This is a genomic window from Citrobacter sp. KTE30 (assembly GCF_000398825.1).
Taxonomy (GTDB): Bacteria; Pseudomonadota; Gammaproteobacteria; order Enterobacterales; family Enterobacteriaceae; genus Citrobacter; species Citrobacter freundii.
This window is the reverse complement of the sequence record NZ_KB976055.1, coordinates 683,339-705,684: the sequence shown is the minus strand read 5'-3', so window position 1 is coordinate 705,684 and position 22,346 is coordinate 683,339. Positions and strand designations below refer to the sequence as shown.

22 protein-coding genes are annotated in these 22,346 nt (G+C 48.6%); 11 read left to right on the top strand and 11 right to left on the bottom strand.

What is annotated here, in order from left to right; all coding sequences use genetic code 11:
- The first annotated feature begins 11 nt into the window (after positions 1 to 11).
- From WC1_RS19440 to WC1_RS19450, 3 genes are read left to right on the top strand one after another with little or no spacing between them, the layout of a single operon-like run.
- On the top strand, positions 12 to 2,573 hold the full coding sequence (locus WC1_RS19440; protein ID WP_016149607.1) for a glycosyltransferase: 2,562 nt from the start codon (positions 12 to 14) through the stop codon (positions 2,571 to 2,573).
- 28 nt (positions 2,574 to 2,601) lie between these two features.
- The gene (locus tag WC1_RS19445) at positions 2,602 to 3,798 is read left to right on the top strand and encodes a CDP-glycerol glycerophosphotransferase family protein (RefSeq protein ID WP_016149606.1); all 1,197 of its coding nucleotides are present in this window, start codon (positions 2,602 to 2,604) and stop codon (positions 3,796 to 3,798) included.
- Between the two features lie 52 nt (positions 3,799 to 3,850).
- Entirely contained in the window at positions 3,851 to 5,020 is a 1,170-nt protein-coding gene (locus WC1_RS19450; protein WP_016149605.1) for a polysialyltransferase family glycosyltransferase, read from the top strand.
- A gap of 72 nt (positions 5,021 to 5,092) precedes the next feature.
- On the opposite strand, the gene WC1_RS19455 is transcribed toward WC1_RS19450, so the two are convergent.
- Genes WC1_RS19455 through WC1_RS19495 form a run of 9 tightly spaced genes read right to left on the bottom strand, consistent with a single transcriptional unit; the run spans position 5,093 to position 12,802 of the window.
- Positions 5,093 to 5,485 (bottom strand): FAD synthase family protein, encoded by a 393-nt coding sequence (locus WC1_RS19455; protein ID WP_016149604.1) that lies wholly within the window; start codon positions 5,483 to 5,485, stop codon positions 5,093 to 5,095.
- Positions 5,486 to 5,525: 40 nt separating this feature from the next.
- On the bottom strand, positions 5,526 to 6,206 hold the full coding sequence (locus tag WC1_RS19460; protein WP_016149603.1) for a class I SAM-dependent methyltransferase: 681 nt from the start codon (positions 6,204 to 6,206) through the stop codon (positions 5,526 to 5,528).
- A 37-nt stretch (positions 6,207 to 6,243) separates the two neighbouring features.
- Entirely contained in the window at positions 6,244 to 6,678 is a 435-nt protein-coding gene (gene fliJ / locus WC1_RS19465) for a flagellar export protein FliJ (protein ID WP_016149602.1), read from the bottom strand.
- Positions 6,679 to 6,680: 2 nt separating this feature from the next.
- Positions 6,681 to 8,021, bottom strand: coding sequence for a flagellar protein export ATPase FliI (gene fliI / locus WC1_RS19470; RefSeq protein ID WP_003843825.1), 1,341 nt, complete (start codon positions 8,019 to 8,021; stop codon positions 6,681 to 6,683).
- A complete protein-coding gene (gene fliH / locus WC1_RS19475) occupies positions 8,014 to 8,724 on the bottom strand; it encodes a flagellar assembly protein FliH (protein WP_016149601.1) in 711 nt (236 codons plus the stop codon). The genes fliI and fliH overlap by 8 nt, the downstream gene beginning before the upstream one ends.
- Positions 8,725 to 8,727: 3 nt before the next feature.
- Positions 8,728 to 9,744 (bottom strand): flagellar motor switch protein FliG, encoded by a 1,017-nt coding sequence (locus WC1_RS19480; RefSeq protein WP_003838846.1) that lies wholly within the window; start codon positions 9,742 to 9,744, stop codon positions 8,728 to 8,730.
- The gene (gene fliF / locus WC1_RS19485; RefSeq protein ID WP_016149600.1) at positions 9,722 to 11,401 is read right to left on the bottom strand and encodes a flagellar basal-body MS-ring/collar protein FliF; all 1,680 of its coding nucleotides are present in this window, start codon (positions 11,399 to 11,401) and stop codon (positions 9,722 to 9,724) included. The genes WC1_RS19480 and fliF overlap by 23 nt, the downstream gene beginning before the upstream one ends.
- A gap of 4 nt (positions 11,402 to 11,405) precedes the next feature.
- Positions 11,406 to 11,768 carry a flagellar hook-basal body complex protein FliE gene (locus WC1_RS19490; protein ID WP_016149599.1) on the bottom strand — a complete coding sequence of 121 codons (363 nt, stop codon included), beginning with the start codon at positions 11,766 to 11,768 and terminating at the stop codon, positions 11,406 to 11,408.
- A 47-nt stretch (positions 11,769 to 11,815) separates the two neighbouring features.
- On the bottom strand, positions 11,816 to 12,802 hold the full coding sequence (locus WC1_RS19495) for a sigma-54 interaction domain-containing protein (RefSeq protein WP_003838853.1): 987 nt from the start codon (positions 12,800 to 12,802) through the stop codon (positions 11,816 to 11,818).
- A 595-nt stretch (positions 12,803 to 13,397) separates the two neighbouring features.
- Here WC1_RS19495 and WC1_RS19500 point away from each other — a divergent pair.
- From WC1_RS19500 to flhA, 7 genes are read left to right on the top strand one after another with little or no spacing between them, the layout of a single operon-like run.
- The gene (locus WC1_RS19500) at positions 13,398 to 14,261 is read left to right on the top strand and encodes a FliM/FliN family flagellar motor switch protein (protein WP_016149598.1); all 864 of its coding nucleotides are present in this window, start codon (positions 13,398 to 13,400) and stop codon (positions 14,259 to 14,261) included.
- Positions 14,254 to 14,625: a FliM/FliN family flagellar motor switch protein gene (locus tag WC1_RS19505; RefSeq protein WP_003838856.1), complete on the top strand. Its 372-nt coding sequence runs from the start codon at positions 14,254 to 14,256 to the stop codon at positions 14,623 to 14,625. Before WC1_RS19500 ends, WC1_RS19505 begins: the two co-directional genes overlap by 8 nt.
- A complete protein-coding gene (gene fliP / locus WC1_RS19510; RefSeq protein ID WP_016149597.1) occupies positions 14,622 to 15,380 on the top strand; it encodes a flagellar type III secretion system pore protein FliP in 759 nt (252 codons plus the stop codon). The genes WC1_RS19505 and fliP overlap by 4 nt, the downstream gene beginning before the upstream one ends.
- A gap of 12 nt (positions 15,381 to 15,392) precedes the next feature.
- On the top strand, positions 15,393 to 15,665 hold the full coding sequence (locus WC1_RS19515) for a flagellar biosynthetic protein FliQ (protein WP_003838859.1): 273 nt from the start codon (positions 15,393 to 15,395) through the stop codon (positions 15,663 to 15,665).
- Position 15,666: 1 nt separating this feature from the next.
- Positions 15,667 to 16,449, top strand: coding sequence for a flagellar biosynthetic protein FliR (gene fliR / locus WC1_RS19520; protein WP_003843839.1), 783 nt, complete (start codon positions 15,667 to 15,669; stop codon positions 16,447 to 16,449).
- Positions 16,439 to 17,578, top strand: coding sequence for a flagellar biosynthesis protein FlhB (gene flhB, locus WC1_RS19525; RefSeq protein ID WP_016149596.1), 1,140 nt, complete (start codon positions 16,439 to 16,441; stop codon positions 17,576 to 17,578). The genes fliR and flhB overlap by 11 nt, the downstream gene beginning before the upstream one ends.
- The gene (gene flhA / locus WC1_RS19530) at positions 17,562 to 19,655 is read left to right on the top strand and encodes a flagellar biosynthesis protein FlhA (protein ID WP_016149595.1); all 2,094 of its coding nucleotides are present in this window, start codon (positions 17,562 to 17,564) and stop codon (positions 19,653 to 19,655) included. The genes flhB and flhA overlap by 17 nt, the downstream gene beginning before the upstream one ends.
- Before the next feature lie 37 nt (positions 19,656 to 19,692).
- On the opposite strand, the gene WC1_RS19535 is transcribed toward flhA, so the two are convergent.
- Entirely contained in the window at positions 19,693 to 20,454 is a 762-nt protein-coding gene (locus tag WC1_RS19535) for a C40 family peptidase (RefSeq protein ID WP_016149594.1), read from the bottom strand.
- Between the two features lie 348 nt (positions 20,455 to 20,802).
- Here WC1_RS19535 and dpaA point away from each other — a divergent pair, with 348 nt between their 5' ends.
- Positions 20,803 to 21,543 carry a peptidoglycan meso-diaminopimelic acid protein amidase gene (dpaA, locus tag WC1_RS19540; RefSeq protein WP_016149593.1) on the top strand — a complete coding sequence of 247 codons (741 nt, stop codon included), beginning with the start codon at positions 20,803 to 20,805 and terminating at the stop codon, positions 21,541 to 21,543.
- On the opposite strand, the gene WC1_RS19545 is transcribed toward dpaA, so the two are convergent.
- Positions 21,514 to 22,281 carry a class II glutamine amidotransferase gene (locus tag WC1_RS19545; protein ID WP_003031388.1) on the bottom strand — a complete coding sequence of 256 codons (768 nt, stop codon included), beginning with the start codon at positions 22,279 to 22,281 and terminating at the stop codon, positions 21,514 to 21,516. The two genes, dpaA and WC1_RS19545, sit on opposite strands and share 30 nt — an antisense overlap.
- Positions 22,282 to 22,346 lie beyond the last annotated feature (65 nt).

The window sequence follows — 22,346 nt, the reverse complement described above, 5'->3', positions numbered from 1 at the left end:
TACACATCACCATGTCTGAATCCTCTAAAGCACGTTCCGCCCTGACTGGCATCGTTAAAACGCTCGACACTGGCCGCGAAAAACCGTTTGTCAGCGTTATCACGCCAACATGGAACCGCGGCGTTTTCTTACCCTATTTGCTGTATATGTTCCGTTATCAGGACTACCCTGCTGACCGGCGGGAACTGGTGATCCTGGATGATTCTCCGCAAAGCCATCAGTCGATCATTGACCGGCTAACGCAGAACCACCCAGAGAAATATAATATTCGCTATATCTACCACCCGGAAAAGCTCGATCTGGGTAAAAAGCGCAATATGCTCAATGCGCTGGCGGTAGGTGAATATATTCTGTGTATGGATGATGATGACTATTATCCAGCGGATAAAATCTCTTACACCATCGACATGATGCAGCGCCACCGGGCGTTGATTTCAGGTTCCGATCAAATCCCCATCTGGTACAGCCACATCAACCGGATATTCAAAACACGCAGCTTTGGCCCACAAAATATTCTCAACGGCACTTTCTGTTACCATCGTAATTACCTGAAGAACCACCGCTATGATGATGAGTGTAATTTAGGTGAAGAAAAGGGATTCACTAACCAGTTCACCGCGAACCCGCTGCAATTGCCGGGTGAACGTACCATTATTTGTATCTCACACAGCCAAAATACGTTCGACAAAGACTTTGTGTTGGGAAGCAGCGAGCCACTGGAAACCCCGCTGGCGCAGGCGATTACCGACCCGATGCTGAAAAACTGGTATCAAAGCCTGCATAACGCCACTCATCATCAACCGATCCAGTGGGATTATATCGATCAGGTGGTGATCGTAAACCTGGACTCACGCCCGGATCGTTTAGCGCACATCCAACAAGAGCTGGGGTTTCTCAATTTCCCAAAGGAAAAGATCACCCGCATTGCCGCGTCAGTTGCCACTAACGGCCAGATTGGTCGCCGCCAGTCCCATCTTCGGGCACTCAAGTTGGCACAACAAATGGGATGGAAAAATTACCTGCTGCTTGAAGATGACGCCGTTATTCTGAAACAAGAAAAACATATTCGGGTACTTAGCTCGCTGCTTAATGCCCTGCCTAAATTTCCGTGGGAGGTCATTCTTCTCGGCGGCGAAATTAAACGCGGAAGCATATTAAAAAGCCTGACTGGGATGATTCATGCCCGCGATTGCAATAAGGTGTGCGCCTATCTGGTTAACAACAGCTATTACCCGGTTCTGGCTCAGCAAATGGAATATGACCTTTCAGAGACCCTCGAAGGACAGTGGCAGCCGCTGCTACGTGACGGAAAATGGCTTTCCTGCTATCCGAGTATCTGCTATCAGCGCCCAGGTTATAGCGATATCGAGAAAAAAGAAACCGATAATATTGGCTACTACTTTAATAAAATCAATAAGAAAACCGATGCCGTCAACGCACTGACTGATGCCCCGCTCCCTTCTACTGCCCCCCGAACAGATGCTATTGGTTTCTATATGGAAACGTCGCTGCACTACGCGGTCTATCGCCCGATCATAACCGCGCTACAGGCGATGGGGCACACCTGCTCTCTATTGGTCAGCGACAAAATACACGCGTCGTTTCTGGATGAAATGACCGCAACAATTAAAACCATTAACGATCCCCTATTGGGCGGAACGCGTCTTTCTGTGGTGATTGAGAAACGTCAACGCTTCAAATGTCTTGTCAGCCCTTATTACACCCCGTTACTGAACGGGCTGGCGGATACCCATGTACGGACGATGTATGGACTGGCGAAAGAAGCATGGAATCATGCCTGGTGGAATGCCTTTTATCATCGCATTCTCTGCTACAGCCACTATAGCCAGCACGCGGTTGATATTGGCGGCAGCGCCAAAGTGGTGGGTAATCCCCGTTTCGATGAATGGCATAACCATACTTACGATACCGCACTGCCAAAAAGCGTGAAGCTAAATGCGAAAAAGCAGACCATCCTGTATGCGCCAACCTATGGCGCGCTAAGCTCGCTCCCCCATTGGGCACAACAGCTCAGCCGATTAAGCCATGAATACAACGTCGTCACCAAACTGCACCATGGCACTCTGCACAGGCCGGAAGAAAGTGCCTCGCTGGTGCTGGCGCAGCGCTACTTAAAAAACCGAATTGACGATCCGCAGCACCTGCTGGCGCTTATGGCGCAGGCAGATTACGTCCTGACGGACAGCAGCGGCTTTATTTTTGATGCCATTCATATGAATAAACGCGTCATTTTACTGAGCTGGCCAGAGATGACCTCGCTGCTGGATGGCCAACAAAGTTTCTCGACCCCAGACAGCGCCGATCAACGTATCCGCGACGTTCTCCCGGTAGCCCAGGATATACAGGCGTTGCGCAGTGCGCTGTCTGATGCATTTGACTGGACTGCGCTTGAAGCACCGTTAGCCGAAATTCGCCACCATTATTGTGATGCGTTTATGGATGGTCAGGCGGGCAAACGGGCGGCTCAGGAGATTGATAGTCTGGTAAAAGCGCCGCAGCCGCTAATAACTAATACGTTGCTGCACAGTTTGCAGAAAAAGCTGTTTAGTTGATCATCAATTAAAAGGTATCAAAGGGTATATGAATAATTCTCCCGCTGTAGATCATCGTCTCTACCAGGTATTGGCACAGACTTCGCGAAAAAAGACCAAAAATAAAAAAAGAATTCTGTTCTTTGATCGCGATGCCTTTGCTGATAATACTAAATACTTATATCTGCATATGGTGAAAAATCCGCAGCTAGAATGCATATGGTGTACATGGAATGAAGCAGTTTATGACATGTTGCAAAAGCATCATCTACCAGTGCATCTGTTAGGTAAAAACAATGATGAAACCATTAATTTATTATTAGAAGCCCAGATAGCTATTTTCTGCGTTAATCCGCATCATAGTCTACATAAAAACTGGTCATACTTTGCATGTCTGGAGGGGGCAAAACATATTCAGTTATGGCATGGTATTTCGGTTAAAAACTTGTTATTACAATTAACGCCCCATTTTAGCATGACCATTCCTGATTTTGGTACATCTTTAGCCTGGGCCTCCCGTGCTGATTACGTATTAAGTACCGCAGAGATTTTAAATCCTTATTGGCGAGAAGTATTTGGTTGCGATAATATTATCAACGCATCCTACCCACGGAATGAGGTATTACTGCGCAAGATCACACCATTAGAGTTACTCGGCGCAAAACTTGATGCCAGAACAATGAAAGGTCTTGCCAGCAAAAGGAAGAAGATTTTTATTGCTCCAACCTGGCAACGATTCGACAGTACCGATCTCTTAAGTCGAGAGATGCTTACGCAAATCCTTCAATATACCAGTAAAAACAATATAGACGTTTTTATAAAGACGCACCCATACCGGGCAGTGAATTTTGACAGTAACGCACTAAAGATTAACAATTTTTATTTTATTGATGCCGAGACGGATGTCTACCCATTTCTTAATAAATTTGATGCGTTGATAACAGATTATTCATCTATCATGTTTGATTTCCTGTTAACTAAAAAACCAGTGTTAACACTGGATATTGCACCAGGTGAACACGCCAATTTCGAACCTAATTATACATTATTGCCAATAAGCAGTAATTTTCGTTATAAATTTACTCGGGATAACATTATCAGTATGTTGCATCAAGCCCTATTTAAGGATGAGCAAGCAGTAGACAGGGAGCAAGCCGTAGCCAGTTTATACCCGTCTGATAATGTTAATGCCTGCCAGAAACTGGAATCCTTAATTATAGACATACTTAAAGACATCGCAAATTAAAATGTCAAATAGACAATACAACCACTATCAACTATGATTGAAGATTAACAACATGGATATTTTAAAAATATATCTTTCATCTGGTTCCGTGCCCGTCATCCCGCAAATGTTGAACTTTGCGGAGTGCGCATATGATCCTAAAACGCTTAAAATCATATGCTGGTACCGCAATGAAGTGACGCCATTTCAGTTAAAAGGAACAAATGCTTATTACATAAAACAGGCGTATGCGATCACACCAGACTTTATATCTAAAATAATCAATGCCATTCAAAAAACTCAGCCTAAAATGGTTGAGATTCACTCAAACATTGTATTTACCAATGTTGAGCTATATCCCATTATTGCCTCCATATCTAAGTTACTAAAAAAAGAACAAATAAAGATACACCTATACGATGACGGCATACGCAGTATCGGTGAGAGGCTACAACTTAGTGAAATGAGCAGCAATGTTTTTCCAGAAGTGAGTGCCGTTCATATTAAATATTTACAGGCTATCCTGCAAAATGAAACCAATGCCTTCTCTGGCTATCTAAGAGAATCCTGGCCATTATTGATGAATTACCTATGGCATAATTTTTTTGATGTCACCTATCATCTAATGGATCAGTACCAACAAAGATGGAATTCACCTTCACCTTTCCAGAGATCGATACAAAAAAACACGACAGCATTAGCAACTGCAGATATCAAAACGCTCAACCCCAAACAGCTTGCATTTTGCCTCTCACTGTTGAATTTAACAAACACCACCATCAACGAAATAAAGAAAGAAATCAAACAAGAAAATAGCTTATTGTACATGGGGGCTGGATATTTTAACCGCCAGAAAGATGATGCGATTACAGAAAAACAAATCATCAAGATTCAAAAGATGAGAGCAGCAGGGATCATCAAACCTGATGATAATATTATTTTCAAAGCCCATCCAATTAACTCTCCTGAGAATAGAGCAAAAATAGTTTCCGCATTTGCCAGCGATAATATCTACACCTTGCCTAACCATATTCCGTTTGAAATTTTACCGGTGATTGGTTTAGCGCCATCTGCAATCATCTGTACTTTCAGCACGCTACTATTCACGATGACACCAGACACATTTCGGCATATTATAGGAGATGCTGACACGACGTCTGAATCATTAAAGAATCCGATTATTGACAAACTAATTAGAGCGAATATTATTAAGAGAAATCTTGTTAGTGGTTGGCTTGATTAGCAATCAAATTATAACAACAGATTGCTAATCATTTTATCTTAGCCATGCACTAAGGCATTTTCTGTCTAACGATTAATATTTCTTTACCACCTCAATAATCGAAGTTGTCGATATTGACGGTGTTCTGGGGAAATACACTACTTCGCAAAGATAAGAGAGACTATCAAAGCGCCCAGCCCAGTCATCTCCCATTACCAACGTATCTGCACTATACTGCCGAATGTAATCTGCTTTTTTTTCCAATGACTCTTCAAGAAATACACTATCGACACATTTCAGCCCGGCAACAATATCCATCCGTTCATTTTGATTATAAACAGGCTTACGCCCTTTTTTCTGTATATTTAAAGCATCAGAGGAAATACCCACGATCAATCGCTCACCTAACTGCCTGGCACGCTGAAGAATACGTAAATGCCCAATATGAAAAACATCAAATGTGCCGAAGGTTATAATTACGTTCATTGACTAACCTCTATCACACGTCAAACGCGATAATAAGTGACTAAATACTACCAAGTCTTTTCATTCGGTTATTATGAACTCTTTCTTTCTCTAACATTGCTACTTTCATTAATGTTTCATCCGGTTCAATTTTTATATTCTGTTCCTTAACGACAAACCAGGTCGGATACTGGCAATATTTTTGAGATTCAACACTTCTGGTAACCGTTAGTTGCAACCCTGTTTTTTTAACAAAATCATTTACGGCCCACACGACTAATGGCCAATCAGCATGGTAATCATCGCCAGCAAGAACCCCACCAATTTTCAATTTGCAAAACCAGTCGGCAATTGATTTCCCGCCTTCTTCACCAGTGTGAGCAAAACCATCTATATAAATGAAATCAAAAAACTCATCATCAAATATATCAAGAGCATCATCAAAGGACATGCGAAGCAATTTGTAATTATTGCTAAGCCCGACGTATTTTAACGTTTCTTTATATTCGTTGATGTCATGGATATCACCATATAAATCAACACCATAGTATGATGAGAATTTACCGCTATCTATCATTCTCTTAGAAAAGATACCTTTAGCAACCCCCAACTCAATACCAACGCATGAAAGATCATCAGCGCCATTGACAATTTCATGTCGATACATGTTTTCAATATAATTTACTTTTATTGTTGGAGTAAGTTTCTTGCTTAGCTCAACAATCCAGTTCTCATTAAGCATTAATTTTCCTGATATATGAATGGCAAAATAAATAAGATTAATTACATTTTTGTCTTAACCAGCACTGCGCGGCTATCTCATCCACGGCTTTTTGCTCTTTTACCAACGCCTCGTTGTTCAGTTCATCGCGTTTATCATCGAGCGTCATGGCGACAATTTTCTCTTCGCAGGCCGCCGCGACGAGGTTTTTCTGAATACGCTGCTCTTTAATTTTTGCCAGCGTTTTCTCCTGCTCTTGCCAGGCAATAACCGTGCGTAACGTGCCTTTATATCCGGTCACATTTTTGAGCGACTCAACGGAAGGGACCTCTACGCCAGTGCCGGTTTTTTGAATCAGGTAGCCCAGTGCTTTGATGTTATTGTCAAAGCCGGTACAGACCTGCTGCTGTTTAGCCAGTTGGACCGTCATGTCTTTGACTGATTTATCCCGCAGGCGCTGCAATTGCGCCAGGGTATCGATAATTTGTCGCATGATTATTTACCCTCCGTTTTCTTTGCCTGGGGGAAAAGGGCCTGTAAGCGACTTTGCACCAGCTCAAGTGAGGCGGGTTCACTCACCTCCTGACGCAGAAAACGCTCGATAGCGGGGAACGCTTTGACAGCTTTATCAACGCCGGGATCGGCTCCGGCAACATAGCCCCCCAACGGAATCAGCGGCTTAATTTCCATATAGGCGGCGTAGTTTTGTTTTAGCAGACGAGCCGACTGTTGGTGTTCGTTGGGCGTAACCTGCGTCATGCATCGACTGATCGACTGCCCAATATCGATAGCTGGATAATGCCCGGCTTCCGCCAGCTTACGGGTAAGAACGATATGTCCATCCAGCACCGCGCGCGCGCAGTCAACGATCGGATCCTGCTGATCGTCTCCTTCCGCCAGCACCGTGTAAATGGCGGTCATTGAGCCTTCGCTTTCGCTGTTGCCGGCGCTTTCCACAAGCTTGGGGATCATGCCAAACGCCGACGGTGGATAGCCTTTCGTCGCCGGAGGTTCCCCCAGCGACAGCGCAATCTCGCGCTGCGCCATGGCATAACGGGTTAACGAATCCACCAGCAGTAAAACGTGATGTCCGCGATCGCGAAACCAGGCGGCGATAGAGTGGCACAGCTCGGTGGCTTTCAAACGCATCAATGGCGACTCATCCGCCGGAGCCGCGACAACGATAGATTTTGCCAACCCTTCCGCGCCCAGCGAGTGATCGATAAATTCCTTCACCTCACGGCCACGCTCACCAATTAACCCCACCACCACGATGTCGGCCTTGGTCTGGCGGGTGATCATCCCCAACAACACGCTTTTTCCCACGCCGCTGCCGGCCATCAAGCCCACGCGCTGGCCTTTGCCGATAGTTAACAACCCGTTGATTGCTTTTACACCTACATCCAGCGGTTGGTTCACCGACCGACGCGTGAGGGGATTGATAGACGGTGCCTGCGGCGGCAGCACATCATTGCCGGTCAGACGGCCTTTGGCATCCAGCGGCTCGCCCAGGCCATTGACCACCCGCCCCAGCCAGCTTTCGCTAATCAGGATCTCCTGAGCTTTTTCCTCGGGGAAAACGCGCGCGCCCGCCATCAGTCCGACGGGGTGTTTGAAGGGCATCAGGTAGGTGATATCACGATTAAATCCCACCGCCTGCGCGTCGATCAGCGTATGGTTGGCGCTTTCAACGCGGCATAACTGGCCCGTTACCAACGGGCAACCCACGCTCTCCAGCAAAATACCGTTCACGCGCACCAGTCGCCCGGCTACCCGAGCTAAAGGGATCGACTCAATGGAACGCAGCGCGTTGTCGAAGCTGGAAAGATCACTCACCCGTCGGCTCCGGCAGCAGCGACTCTTTGAGTGCCGACATACATTGCTCGAGTCGATGCTCGCAGCCAATATCCAGCTCGGATTTATCGGTAATCACCCGGCATTCGCCCGCCTGCAGATCGGGAGATGGCGTCAGTCCCCATGCAGCGACCTTCTCAGGAGCGGCATCTTTAATGCGGTTAAATTCTTCGTTACTCAGCAGCACCTGTAGCGACTCAGGCATCGCCGGAAAGGCCGAAATAGCCTCTTCGACCAGCGACAATAGCTGCGTCGGTTGCAGCGCCAGCTCACAACGAATCACCTGGCGGGTAACCTTTTCAACCAGCTGCAACAGGTCTTCCCGCTGTTTACGCTGAGCGTGCGCCAGATAGTCATTCACTTTGCCGGAGATAGCCTCCAGCGGCTGGGCGGCTCGTTCAAACTGCTTGCGCCCTTCCTGCTGACCCGCAAGGCTACCTTCGGTATATCCCTGCCGCGTCCCCTCCTCGTGGCCCTTTTGATGACCTTCCTGAAAGCCCTGCTCCTGGCCTTCGGTCATTCCCTGCTCAAAACCTTTTTGCAGCCCTTCCTGGAAACCGTCCATCAGTTGACGCTGATAATCCGCCGGTGTGATCCCCGGCGTAAGCTGTTCAGCCTGGAGATGGCGCTGGCGAGGGGGAAAACGATGCAGCCGGTAACGACCACGAATGGTTTCAATTGCCATGTGTTACTCCGCCGTCTGTTCAGCAAACAGCTGTAGCTGAATTTCACCCGCTTCCTCAAGCTCGCGGGCAATTCCCATGATTTCACGGCGTATCTGTTCAATACGACTCACCGGAACCGGCCCCAGACGCGACGTTATCGCCTCCAGCTGTTGTACCTGACGCTTAGGCATCACGGCATAAATCGAACGACGCAACAACGCTTCGGTACCTTTCAGCGCCACCGCCCAGTCTTCCATCGGCACTTCGTCGAGCAGACGACGGCGCACTTCGTCACTTTGGCGGCTCAGAATAAAGAAGTCGTACATTTCGTCCTGCAACTGTTCGAGAACATCTTCATCGCGTTCGCGCAGTTGATCGAGGATCACCTGTTGGTTCCCCTGGAAGCGGTTAACGATATCCGCGGCCTGCTTGATCCCTTTCACTTTCGAACCATGTTCGGAGAGCACCGACAGCCCACGCTCGATCAAACGATCCAACTCATCCACCACGTCGCGGTTTACATCGTTGAGTTTGGCAACCCGGTAGAGGATCTCGTTTTGTACTGACTCATTCATGTAAGACAGTACCGTAGCCGAGATCTCTGGCGTCAGGAAGGCAAGGAATACGGCCTGTAACTGCAAATGCTCTTCTGAGATCAGTATCGCCAGTTGGCGCGGTTCCACCCACTGTAAACGCGCCATCCGCGAACGGATCTCATCGCCATAAATGCCGTTGATCACGCTACTGGCGATTTCTGTGCCCAGCGCTTTATTAAGGATCCCTTGCAGCATGGAACGCGATGCGCCGTTGATACCACTCTGCTCACGGAATTCATCAAAAAAGTTATTGATCACTTTTTTGGCCATGCTGGTTTTTACCCCAGACAGACGCGCCATGTTTTCACTCAGGCGAACCACCTCTTCGCGGCTGAGTTTTTGCATCACCGTAGCTGCCGCCTCCTCGCCCAGACACAGCAATAAAATTGCGGCCTGTTCCAGGTAGCTGTTGTTGCTGCCGTTATTTATTGTCAATTCGCTCATTGCTGGTAATCCATTGTCTGAGAACTTCAGCTACGCGATCGGTGTCGCTCATCGCCAGTTTTTGCAGGAACTCCAGCTTCACTTCCAGACCGGAGCTCTGCGAAGGCAGGCTGTCGTCACCAGGGAAAGAAGGCAGTTCGATATTTTTGCGCTCATCTTCAGCGGCCGCAAAATGGGGTTTGTCCGCAGGAATCGCGATCGGTGCGGCGTCCAGCGCCAGCTCTGGCGTCGACGTCCGGCGACGTTCGGCGGTCAACCGTTTCATGACCGGACGAACAACAAACAGCAGCAACAGCAGAGCCAGCAGGCCGCAACCAATCAGACGCACCCAGGCCAGAATGTTGTCATCCTTCCATAAGGGGACCACCGGCTCGACGGGAATCGACTGCGGCACAAAATTAAGCAGCGATAAGGACAGATTGTCGCCACGCCTGGCATCAATCCCGGCGGCGTTATTTAACAGTGCCGTCAATTGCGTGGTTTGTTCCGGTTTCCAGTTCTTCAACGCAGGCGCGCTCTGGTTAAGTACCACGGCCACATTTAAACGTTTAATGTCGAAACCAGGATGCTGGATATGCTCAACGCTACGATCCCACGAGTAGTCGCGCTTGTTCTCACTGTGCTTTGACAGTGCGGCTGGCTGGTGAGACTCCTCTGGCGCGGTTCCATTGGCGCCATTCGCCACCTGATTTGCCGCCAACGGAGGACGGTTACTCAGCGAGCCAGGGATCCCCATAGCGATCTGGTTGGTATCGCTATCCAGCACCGTTTCTTCACGGTTCACCTTCGGTGTGTCACCGTAATGCTCCTGGGTTTCGTCGATATTGCTCAGATCGAGATCCGGCATCACGCTTACCCGGTAGTTACCGGTTCCGACCAGCGAGTCGAGAACATTTGCGAGACTGGCGCGGGTCTTATCCTGGATATCTTTGAGGATCTGGTCGCGCTTACGCGTCGCCGCAGAAACCGCTTCACCCGCGCCAATACCATCGGACAATAAATTCCCCGCCTGGTCGACAACGCTGACCTGCGCAGCTTTCAAATCAGGCACGCTGCCGGATACCAGGTGCACGATGGCATTCACCTGGTCGAGATCCAGCTTGCTGCCATAATGCAGACGCACCACCACCGAGGCGCTGTTTTGCGGCTCGTCGCTGACGACAAAGGAACTCTCTTCATTGAGCGCCAGATGCACTCGGGCGCTCTCTACAGCATCCAGCGTCATGATGCTTTGCGCCAGTTCGCCTTCCAGGCTCCGCTTATAGCGAATGTTCTGCACAAACTGGCTGGCGCCCAGCACTTCGTCTTTGTCCATCAGCTCATAGCCGCTGGGCAGCATGGCCTGAACGCCTTTCGCCGCCAGCGTCATTCGCGTTTTAGACAAAGTCTCTTCCGGAACCAGAATTTGTCCGCTTTGCGGATCGATGCGGTATTCCAGTTTTTCACCGTCCAGCACGGTGACTATCTGCGAAACCGGGATATTCTCCTGGCTACCGTAAAGCGAAACATAGCCGTGGTTGCCATTCCACAACACGCTGACAATAATGGCGGTGGCCGCAATAGCCGCTGCCGCCAGTAATGCCAGGCGTTTATTACCATCCAGCCTGAAAGAGAACGAGGGTAAAAACTGAGTTACTTTTTTTATTAGTTCATTCATAGCGTTAGACTGACATGCTCATCAGGTCGTTGAATCCGGAAGCGACTTTATTACGTACCTGCACCAGCGCGGAAAACGATAACGATGCCTGCTGACTGGCGATCATCGCCCCCGCCAGGTCATCGCTTTTCCCCATCTCGATGGCCGTTTGTTTTTGCTCTGCGACCTGCTGAAATTGATCAACATGGTTGAGCGCGCCCTGCATAACACGGTCAAACGAAACCGGAGATGATGCAGACTGCGCACCCACGGCGTTAATCTGCATCGGCGAAAGGACAGGGGCTTGTGCGACCGCTTTCATCTGCTGCATGTCCTGCATCATTTGCGTCTGCATCGTACTGGCTGGGGCTATCGTATTTATGCTCATGACTTACTCTTAAAATTAGAAAAGCGTTCTCGGTACCACAGACTGATTCAGGAAAAGATTTCTATTCCCTGTTTTCGCATTGATGCCAGACGATAACGAAGCGCACGTGGGGTAATTCCTAATAAATCAGCGATTTTGGTTTTATTACCCTGATATTTGCGCATCAGGTCAGCGATATATTGATATTGCGCGCTGCGACCATGCTGGCCCAGATTGTCGCTGGTGGTGATTTGCGCAGTGGGTTTTGGCTGCCATTGCGGCTCGCTCCAGGAATCGGACTCAATGGATGGCAGGCCTAACGTATCGGGATAAATGACGCCATCACGATTAAGGATCATTCCTCGTTGAATGGCGTTCTCCAGTTGGCGAACATTACCCGGCCACGCATAGCTCAGTAACGCCCGGCGTGACGATTCAGAAAGCTTGATGTTTTTTACCAGCACCGTGGAGTATTTTTTAATAAAGGATTCCGCCAGCGGAATAATGTCTTCCATACGCTCGCGCAAAGGCGGCATGGTCAACGGAATCACTGACATGCGATAATAGAGATCTTCTCTGAAGCGTCCTGCGGCCACCTCTTCTTCAAGATTCTTATTGGTGCAGGCGATTAAACGAAAATTTAATTTGATTAGACGGTTACTGCCTAAACGCTCAACCTGTTGTTCCTGTAATACACGCAGTATTTTGGCCTGTAGCGCCAAAGGCATGTCACCGATCTCATCCAGCAATAATGTACCATTATTGGCTAATTCCATCTTTCCCGGTACGGTGGCCACCGCCCCGGTAAACGCCCCTTTATCATAACCAAAGAGCGTTGCTTCAAGCATATTTTCAGGAATAGCGGCGCAGTTCACACCGATATAAGGCGCTGAAGCCTCCTGCGCAAATGCAATCGAGTGGATAAATTTGGCGATACATTCTTTACCCGTACCGGTTTCGCCATGGATAAGTACAGGAACATTAAAAGCAGCAATACGCCTTGCCATTGAAAAAACATTAATGCTTGAGGCTGCTTCGGCAATAAGTTCAAACATGATTATTTACACTTAGAAGTAAAGTTAACATCCGTTACGAGAAATATACAAATCATTCCAAAGCACAATCATCGAATAATAGATATCGCCCGTGCCATGTCTTAATCCCATCCTTGCTCATGTTTTACCACCCCATCAAAGGGCAGCCCTATTGAAGACTATTTTCAAATAGGGTTTTTCCTAAAAAAAATACTAACACCAGTACCATTAACAATCTCAAATTAAAAGATAATAAAAACATTATTCCTTTAAAAACAATACATTACGTTAGTGATAGCATAAAAAATAGACATAAGAGGGAAGCCTAATCTGCGACAAGCAGTAAGCGAGAAACATCACGTATATGTAATTAATTATTTTTTAATTACAACCTAACGCCATTAATAACTTGCAGAGGAGAGGGGTAAAATATCTAATATCCAGCCCTACTCCATAGACGTGAGTGGGTACGGTATTTCGTATCTAATGGACTTCAACACTATGAGAATAGCGTCAAGGATGAACAATAAATTAAACGAATTTGTATTTCTTTTGATAACCGCGGGATTTGATATCAATTCAACCGCCCCAGAAATTACAGCTGAGAAAGCGTACCATGCTGAAATATAGTCAAACGCCCGGAATCTTTAAACTTGAAGGAAACCGGCTTGGACGTCCATATCATCGTCTGCCGACTATGTTTACGGGAAGTTTTGATACAATTGAATCACATCTTGGAAACTACTTCCTGAAAAAACATCGCACAAATATAACACTTAAAAAAATACACTGCGAGATGGATGTTATCAATAAAAGTGCGGAATTATTAGTTTCTCAGGTTGGGCATCTGGCCTTTGATATCGACCGCGCATTATTGTTAATGCTATTAGGTAACTTTTATGGTTTGGCATCATCTCTCGCCGACGAGAAGTCACAGGATGATTTACCAACCAAAACAGAAATCCGGTTGCGAAGCAGACTGGCGCTGGATATTTGTAATATCATTTTTAATAAAAATATATCCGGTATTCCACTGACACTCAAACCCGACAGCAGCACCATACAAACCCACTGGGCTTATCAGCTTACATTTGTATTAGGTGATGATGAGAATTGCAGTTTCCGCATCTTACTGGACGATTCGCATACCGATTACATTCTGAATTTAATCCGCCATAGCGAGCACGGCGAGAAAAAAAAGCAGATTGATAAAGCCAGCGCCGAGACGCGTAAAAAAACGCTGATCAAAGAAATTATCCATACGCTGCCGCTGACCATGAACGTGAAGATTGCAGAAATTCCGCTGAATGTTGCCGACCTGACGACGATTAAACCCGGCGATATTTTACCGATTGCGATGCCTGATACTTTCCCTGTGTATATCGGGAAATCCGAATTATTTAATGCCCTGATCGTAGAGGATAAGGACAAATTGTTTTTGTCCGAATTAACGAGCAAGACGGAGAAATCCTATGAGTAAGCCAGAAGATATTTTAGAGCAAGGTTTCGAGTTAGCCCCCGAAGCGACTACGCCACCCGCACCGTCTGTTACAGAAAAGCTGGTGGCGCGTTTAGAAGACCGTTTTTCCGAGTCGATGTCATTACTCAAACGTATTCCGGTCACGCTAACGCTGGAAGTTTCGTCCGTGGAGGTGATGCTGGCCGACCTCCTGAACATTGATGACGACACCGTCATTGAGATGGATAAACTCGCCGGTGAACCGCTGGATATCAAGGTCAATAATATCCTGCTAGGTAAGGCTGAAGTGGTTGTGGTTAACGAAAAATATGGCCTGCGCGTCCTTGAATTCAACACGCATGAAATCAACGACCTTGCACCATGAAACGCGCGCCAACACTCACGCTCTTACTGGGTATCTCGTTACTCATCCTTTCTCCCTTTGCCTGCGCGCAAGGGGGAGATATCCCGTTGCTGAATGTGATTTCGCACGGAAATAGCCAGGAGTACAGCGTAAAAATCCAGGTCCTGATCCTGATGACCCTGGTGGGCATTCTGCCTACCCTGGTGCTGATGATGACCTGTTTTACCCGTTTTATTATTGTTCTTTCCCTGCTGCGTCAGGCGTTAGGGCTGCAACAAACGCCGCCGAACCGCATATTGATTGGCATTGCGCTGTCGTTAACCATGCTGGTGATGCGCCCAATTTGGATCAACATTTACGATCATGCCGTTGTCCCTTTTGAAAACGATCAAATCACGCTCCCCGACGCGCTAAGCACGGCCGCCTCGCCATTGAAGCGCTTTATGCTGGCGCAGACCAATAAAAAAGCGATTGCGCAGATCATGGAGATCGCCAACGCGAAAGGGAATGCAGTCGATCAGGATCTCTCCATTATCGTTCCCGCCTATGTGCTAAGCGAACTCAAAACCGCCTTCCAGATAGGTTTTATGATTTACATTCCGTTCCTGGTGATCGACCTGATCGTCGCCAGCGTACTGATGGCGATGGGGATGATGATGCTGTCACCGCTGATCGTTTCGCTGCCCTTTAAGCTGATGATGTTTGTGCTTATTGATGGCTGGGCGCTGACCGTTGGGACGCTGACCTCCAGCATTCGCGGTCTGGGACTGGGCTAACGGAGATCAGACATGCTAACCATTGATGTAGCCGCAGACATCGTTGCCAGCGGTATAAAAGTTGTGATCATTTTAGTCTGTGTGTTGGTCGTTCCCAGCCTGCTGGTCGGTATGTTGGTCAGCATTTTTCAGGCTGTGACGCAGATTAACGAACAAACACTTAGTTTTTTACCCAGACTAATCGTCACCCTCGCGGTATTGGGTATTTGCGGAAAATGGATGATCGTCCAGTTGAGCGATCTCTGCGTGCATCTGTTCACTCAGGCCGCCATTCTGGTGCACTGACATGCGCGAAACCGATATTACACAGTTAAGTAATCTGATACTGGGAATGTGGTTTCCCTTCGTACGCATTATGGCGTTTATTCACTACGCACCAGTACTGGATAATGCCGCGCTGACCATACGTATACGCATTATTTTGTCACTGGCGTTGGCCTTTATCATTACACCGCTTATCCCCCACCCGGTGCCCACCAGCCTGCTGTCGATGAACAGTATTATTTTGACCACGGAGCAGTTTCTGTGGGGAATGCTTTTCGGCCTGATGCTGCAGTTTTTATTTTTAGCGCTACAACTGGCGGGCCAAATCCTCTCTTTTAATATGGGGATGAGCATGGCGGTGATGAACGACCCCAGCAGCGGCGCGTCAACGACGGTACTGGCGGAAATGATCAACATCTACGCGGTGATACTGTTTTTTGCCATGGATGGGCATCTGCTGCTGGTGAGCATTTTATTCAAAGGCTTTACTTACTGGCCGATTGGCAATGCGTTGCATCCGCAATCTCTGCGCACGATTTCTCTGGCGCTGGGCTGGGTATTCGCTGCCGCCACGCTGCTGGCGCTGCCGACAACCTTTATCATGCTGATTGTTCAGGGCTGCTTTGGTCTGCTAAACCGTATTGCGCCACCGCTCAACCTGTACTCATTAGGTTTTCCCATTAACATGCTGGCGGGCCTGATCTGCTTTGCGACTCTGCTTTACAACCTGCCCGACCACTATTTGCACCTGGCGAATTTCGTCTTACAGCAGCTTGACGCGCTGAAGGGGCACTATGGCGGATAACAGTAGCGAAGAAAAAACAGAAAAACCCTCGGCGCAAAAACTTCGCAAGGCCAGACAAGAGGGACAAATACCGCGTTCAAAAGATATGGGGCTTGCCGCCAGTCTGTTTGCCGCGTTTATGGTGATCTCCAGCAGCTTTCCCTGGTACGAAGATTTCGTGCGTGAAAGCTTTATCAGCGTGCATCAGTACGCGCAGAACATTAATGACCCGGACATCATCGGTCAGTTCCTTGAACACCATCTGCTGATTCTGGGGAAATTCATCCTGACGCTGTTACCCATGCCGGTTGCCGCGCTGTTTGCCTCACTTGTTCCGGGAGGCTGGCTATTCCTGCCGAAGAAAATTTTGCCGGACTTTAGCAAATTAAGCCCGATAAAAGGGATTGGTCGCCTGTTTTCCACCGATCATCTGGTGGATACCGGCAAGATGACGCTCAAAGCGATAGTGCTGCTGGTGATGCTATGGATCAGCGTACGCAATAACGTTGCCGCGTTTCTCGGCTTACAAGAGCTTCATTTCAAACAGGCCATCAGCGATGGTCTGGCGCTGTACAGCAGCATCATGCGCAACTTTGTCATCCTGTTTGTTTTCTTTGCGGTGATCGATGTCCCTCTGGCGAAAAAAATGTTCACCAAAGGGCTGAAGATGACGAAACAGGAAGTGAAAGAAGAGTATAAAAATCAAGAAGGTAAACCCGAGGTTAAGGCCAGGATCCGTCGCCTGCAACGGCAAATGGCGATGGGGCAAATTCGCAAAGTTGTGCCAAAAGCCGATGTGGTGATCACCAACCCAACCCACTATGCCGTGGCGCTACAGTACGACCAGTCACGCGCCGCAGCGCCTTTCGTGGTTGCCAAAGGCACCGATGAAATCGCGCTGTATATCAGGCAGGTAGCGGCAGAAAGCAATATTGAAATCGTTGAGTTTCCTAAGCTGGCACGCTCCGTTTATTACACCACCCAGGTGAATCAACAGATCCCATTTCAACTGTATCGGGCGATTGCACACGTCCTGACCTATGTACTGCAAATGAAACACTGGCGTGATGGTTCCCAAACCCGCCCTTCTCTGAACAGACATATTTCCATTCCAAAAGAGGTTCTTAAACTGGATGCCGAAAACAACTAAACAATTCCTCGCGCTGCTGCGTAACGGTAACATCGGCATTCCGCTGGTCATACTGTGTATCCTGGCGATGGTGATCCTGCCGTTACCACCGGCCCTGCTGGATATTCTGTTCACCTTTAACATCGTGCTGGCGGTGATGGTGCTGCTGGTGGCCGTTTCCGCAAAACGCCCGCTCGAATTCAGTCTGTTCCCGACCATTTTGCTGATCACCACCTTAATGCGCTTGACCCTGAACGTGGCGTCAACACGCGTGGTGTTACTGCATGGGCATATGGGCGCAGGCGCTGCCGGTAAGGTGATTGAGTCTTTCGGTCAGGTGGTGATCGGCGGTAACTTTGTCGTCGGTTTTGTGGTGTTCATCATTCTGATGATCATTAACTTTATCGTGGTGACCAAAGGTGCGGAGCGTATCTCCGAAGTTTCTGCCCGCTTTACGCTGGACGCCATGCCCGGTAAGCAGATGGCGATCGACGCCGATCTGAACGCAGGACTGATTAATCAGGCGCAGGCGCAAGCGCGACGTAAAGACGTAGCGGGCGAAGCGGATTTCTATGGCGCGATGGATGGTGCGTCAAAGTTCGTGCGCGGCGATGCCATCGCCGGGATGATGATCCTGGCTATCAACCTGATCGGCGGCGTCTGTATCGGGATCTTTAAATACGATTTAAGCGCCGAAGCCGCCTTCCAGCAATACGTCCTGATGACCATCGGTGACGGCCTGGTCGCCCAGATCCCTTCTCTGCTGTTGTCGACAGCTGCAGCGATCATCGTCACCCGCGTAAGCGACAGCGGCGATATTGCCACGGACGTGCGTAGCCAACTGCTGGCCAGCCCCTCCGTGCTGTATACCGCCACCAGCATTATGTTTGTGCTGGCAGTGGTGCCGGGGATGCCGCATTTCCCCTTCCTGATTTTCAGCGCCCTGCTGGGATTCACCGCCTGGCGCATGAGCAAGCGACCGAAGGTGGCTGAGACCGAAGAGAAAAATCTCGAAACGCTGACCAAAACCATCGCTGAAACCACCGAGCAGCAGGTCAGTTGGGAAACTATCCCCTTAATAGAACCTATCAGCCTGAGCCTGGGATATAAGCTGGTGTCGTTGGTCGATAAATCCAAAGGGAATCCGCTCACTCAACGCATTCGCGGTGTGCGACAGGTGATCTCAGACACGAACGGCGTACTGCTGCCGGAAATTCGCATCCGCGAAAACTTCCGCCTTAAACCGACCCAGTACGCCATTTTTATCAATGGGATCAAGGCCGATGAGGCCGATATTCCCACAGATAAGCTGATGGCGCTGCCCTCCAGTGAAACCTATGGCGAGATCGACGGTGTTTTAGGCCACGATCCAGCCTATGGTATGCCGGTCACCTGGATTGTTCCGGCGCAAAAAGCTAAAGCGTTAAATATGGGGTACCAGGTTATTGATAGTGCCAGCGTCATTGCGACGCATGTGAATAAGATCATTCGTAACTATATTCCAGAGCTGTTTAATTACGATGACATTACGCAGTTGCATAACCGCCTCTCTTCTATGGCGCCACGTCTGGCGGAAGATTTGAGCGCAGCGCTGAATTACAGCCAGCTCTTGAAAGTGTACCGGGCGCTGCTTATCGAAGGTGTGTCATTGCGCGATATCGTCACCATAGCCACCGTACTTGTCGCCAGTAGCACCGTGACCAAAGATCATATTTTGTTAACGGCCGATGTGCGCCTGGCGCTCCGTCGCAGCATTACCCACCCGTTTGTGCGCAAAGATGAGCTGGCCGTATATACGCTGAACAGTGAACTGGAGAATCTGCTGGCGAATGTGGTGAATCAGGCTCAGCAAAGTGGAAAAGTGGTGCTGGATAGCGTGCCGGTCGATCCCAATATGCTGAATCAGTTTCAGACCAATATGCCGCAGATAAAAGAACAGATGAAAGCGGCGGGGAAAGAGCCTGTGCTGCTGGTCGCACCGCAGTTACGTCCTTTGCTCGCGCGCTATGCGCGCCTGTTTGCCCCGGGCCTACAGGTGTTGTCTTATAACGAAGTTCCGGATGAACTGGAATTAAAGATCATGGGGGCGTTAAGTTAACGCCTGCCGAGGCGGTGTCATTACACCGCCTTTTTGATTACAGAATCGTATTTTCCGTAAGAATACGACGAGCGCCTAGATAATGATCCTGCCAGAAGTCATCGGATAAATTGCTCACCCGAATTGTTTCTCCTGTCCGTGGTGATTCAATAAATTGTCCCTGCCCCAAATAGACGCCCATATGATCGGCAATATCCCGGCTGTGAATATGAAAGAACACTAAATCACCACGGCGAAGATCGCGGTTAGCGACAATAGTAGCCCGTCGATAGTGATACATTTCATTCGCTGTCCGGGGCAATTTTGCCGCCAGGATTTTGTTGTAGGCATAAAAAATCAGCCCGCTACAGTCAAACCCTTCATCCGGATCGGTACCGCCCCACAAATAGGGTTTACCGAGCTGTTGCTCAAGTCGGTGGATGGCCACTTCAGTGATATTGTGTAGATGATCGCTACTGAGAAAATGATCATTCTCAGCCAGTTCCTGCCAGCGATGGTCGCTGGCTTTTAGTGGGCCAGGGAACCACTCCGGGTGCTGTTTAATCAGCGCCCGGTTCTGCTGGCGCAGCGCGCTTTTACTTTCTGCGTTGCCTTCCACCACGTAGCTTGCCTGCTTTTTTACCTGCGCGTGATACTGCTTCAGCAGCCGGGCGCGGTTACGCATCCGCAAGTGCGCCGCATAGCTTACATGGGCGTCAGATAAGTGGGGCTGAACTTTGGCGACAGACGGTAAAGACAGCACAACACACAAAGACAGCAGACCCGGCAAGAAGCAACGGGGTGCAGAGACAAAAAACATGAAAAGAAGAATACCTGGTCAAACACGTTCGCCGCAGTCTACCGCTATTGCCCATCATTCCTTTTTAATATTCGATTATTAAATAATTAATTTTTTAAATTCAATAGAATAGACATTCTTCACTAATAAGACGAAATGCAGTGTGCTAACCAGCAAAACAAGCCAGTGTCTGACTGCCTTTAAGCACAATTATCCGTATAAAGAAAATCTAAAGTGTAAACGCAGCAAGAGAGACTTGCGAAAAACTCTCTGGGTGATAATGTGAGCGCTCCAGATCCAGATTTATCCGATTTGGGGACTCTTTTGCCGTCCTGGCGTGTGTGATCGTTTTATCAAGGAATAAGCAGTATGCGTAAAATCGCATTTTTTCTTGCGATGCTTTTATTGCCGTGCGTTTCATTTGCCGGTTTGCTGAGCAGCAGCAGCCCGACTACGCCTGTCAGCAAAGAATATAAGCAGCAATTAATGGGCTCCCCCGTTTATATCCAGATCTTCAAAGAAGAGCGAACGTTGGATCTGTACGTCAAGATGGGCGAACAGTATCAATTGCTCGACAGTTATAAGATCTGTAATTATTCCGGTGGCTTAGGGCCGAAACAGCGTCAGGGTGATTTCAAAAGTCCGGAAGGATTTTACAGCGTTCAGCGTGGACAGCTGAAACCGGATAGCCGCTTCTATAAAGCGATTAACATTGGTTTCCCTAATGCCTACGATCGCGCCCACGGTTATGAAGGTAAATACCTGATGATCCACGGCGCCTGTGTTTCCGTCGGCTGCTACGCAATGACCGACAACGGCATTGATGAGATTTTCCAGTTTGTGACCGGCGCTCTGGTGTTCGGACAATCCAGCGTACAGGTGAGCATTTACCCGTTCCGCATGACCGATGCCAACATGCAGCGCCATAAGTTCTCGTATTACAAAGAGTTCTGGTCGCAGCTAAAACCGGGATACGATTACTTTGAACAAACGCGTAAGCCACCGACCGTTTCCGTCGTCGATGGTCGTTACGTCGTCAGCAAGCCGTTGAGCCACGAAGTCGTTCAGCCGCAACTGGCATCAAACTACACGCTCCCCGAGACAAAATAATGCCCACTCGCCTGGCATAATCTTTTGCCAGGTTTCATTGCCGGTTAACGGTTGAGTGGCAATCACGGTGACCACATCATTGGGTGTGGTCTCTGAGCTAAAATCAATCTCCACATCCTGATCCAGCAATGTCGCCACGCCAAACGGCGCACGACGCGTGATCCAAAACAAATTGGTCGAGCAGAAGGCCATCACATAACGTCCGTCAGACAACAGCATGTTGAAGACGCCCTTCTCCCGCAGTTCTCCTGCCAGCATCGCGATATATTTAAACACCGCCGTCATATTGCCAGGCGTGCGCGGATAACGCTCCGTCAGCTTGTGGAGCAGCCAGCAGAAGGCTTTTTCGCTGTCGGTTTCACCGACCGGGCGGAAATTACCGGTCTCCAGTGATTTATAACCGCTGAGTTGCCCGTTATGGGCATACGTCCAGTTACGTCCCCATAGTTCACGGGTAAATGGATGGGTATTTTCCAGCGCTACTTCTCCACGATTCGCCTGACGAATATGGGCAATCACGGAACAGGATTTGATGGGATAGTCTTGTACCAATTTGGCGATAGGCGAATTAAAGCTGGGTTGCGGATCTTTAAACGTACGGCAGCCCTTACCTTCATAAAACGTAATACCCCAGCCGTCTTTGTGCGGCCCGGTACCTCCGCCGCGCTGGACCAGCCCGGTGAAGCTAAAGCAGATATCGGTTGGCACATTGGCGCTCATCCCGAGCAGTTCGCACATACATCACCTACCTTAAAACCGTGAACTGCCTGATGGCGCTGCGCTTATCAGGCCTACGTGGCGCT

Coding starts and splice junctions, on each gene's coding strand:
- WC1_RS19440 (WP_016149607.1), top strand. CDS start 12: ATGTCTGAATCCTCTAAAGCACGTTCCGCCCTGACTGGCATCGTTAAA.
- WC1_RS19445 (WP_016149606.1), top strand. CDS start 2,602: ATGAATAATTCTCCCGCTGTAGATCATCGTCTCTACCAGGTATTGGCA.
- WC1_RS19450 (WP_016149605.1), top strand. CDS start 3,851: ATGGATATTTTAAAAATATATCTTTCATCTGGTTCCGTGCCCGTCATC.
- WC1_RS19455 (WP_016149604.1), bottom strand. CDS start 5,485: ATGAACGTAATTATAACCTTCGGCACATTTGATGTTTTTCATATTGGG.
- WC1_RS19460 (WP_016149603.1), bottom strand. CDS start 6,206: ATGCTTAATGAGAACTGGATTGTTGAGCTAAGCAAGAAACTTACTCCA.
- fliJ (WP_016149602.1), bottom strand. CDS start 6,678: ATGCGACAAATTATCGATACCCTGGCGCAATTGCAGCGCCTGCGGGAT.
- fliH (WP_016149601.1), bottom strand. CDS start 8,724: ATGGCAATTGAAACCATTCGTGGTCGTTACCGGCTGCATCGTTTTCCC.
- WC1_RS19480 (WP_003838846.1), bottom strand. CDS start 9,744: ATGAGCGAATTGACAATAAATAACGGCAGCAACAACAGCTACCTGGAA.
- fliF (WP_016149600.1), bottom strand. CDS start 11,401: ATGAATGAACTAATAAAAAAAGTAACTCAGTTTTTACCCTCGTTCTCT.
- WC1_RS19490 (WP_016149599.1), bottom strand. CDS start 11,768: ATGAGCATAAATACGATAGCCCCAGCCAGTACGATGCAGACGCAAATG.
- WC1_RS19495 (WP_003838853.1), bottom strand. CDS start 12,802: ATGTTTGAACTTATTGCCGAAGCAGCCTCAAGCATTAATGTTTTTTCA.
- WC1_RS19500 (WP_016149598.1), top strand. CDS start 13,398: ATGCTGAAATATAGTCAAACGCCCGGAATCTTTAAACTTGAAGGAAAC.
- WC1_RS19505 (WP_003838856.1), top strand. CDS start 14,254: ATGAGTAAGCCAGAAGATATTTTAGAGCAAGGTTTCGAGTTAGCCCCC.
- fliP (WP_016149597.1), top strand. CDS start 14,622: ATGAAACGCGCGCCAACACTCACGCTCTTACTGGGTATCTCGTTACTC.
- WC1_RS19515 (WP_003838859.1), top strand. CDS start 15,393: ATGCTAACCATTGATGTAGCCGCAGACATCGTTGCCAGCGGTATAAAA.
- fliR (WP_003843839.1), top strand. CDS start 15,667: ATGCGCGAAACCGATATTACACAGTTAAGTAATCTGATACTGGGAATG.
- flhB (WP_016149596.1), top strand. CDS start 16,439: ATGGCGGATAACAGTAGCGAAGAAAAAACAGAAAAACCCTCGGCGCAA.
- flhA (WP_016149595.1), top strand. CDS start 17,562: ATGCCGAAAACAACTAAACAATTCCTCGCGCTGCTGCGTAACGGTAAC.
- WC1_RS19535 (WP_016149594.1), bottom strand. CDS start 20,454: ATGTTTTTTGTCTCTGCACCCCGTTGCTTCTTGCCGGGTCTGCTGTCT.
- dpaA (WP_016149593.1), top strand. CDS start 20,803: ATGCGTAAAATCGCATTTTTTCTTGCGATGCTTTTATTGCCGTGCGTT.
- WC1_RS19545 (WP_003031388.1), bottom strand. CDS start 22,281: ATGTGCGAACTGCTCGGGATGAGCGCCAATGTGCCAACCGATATCTGC.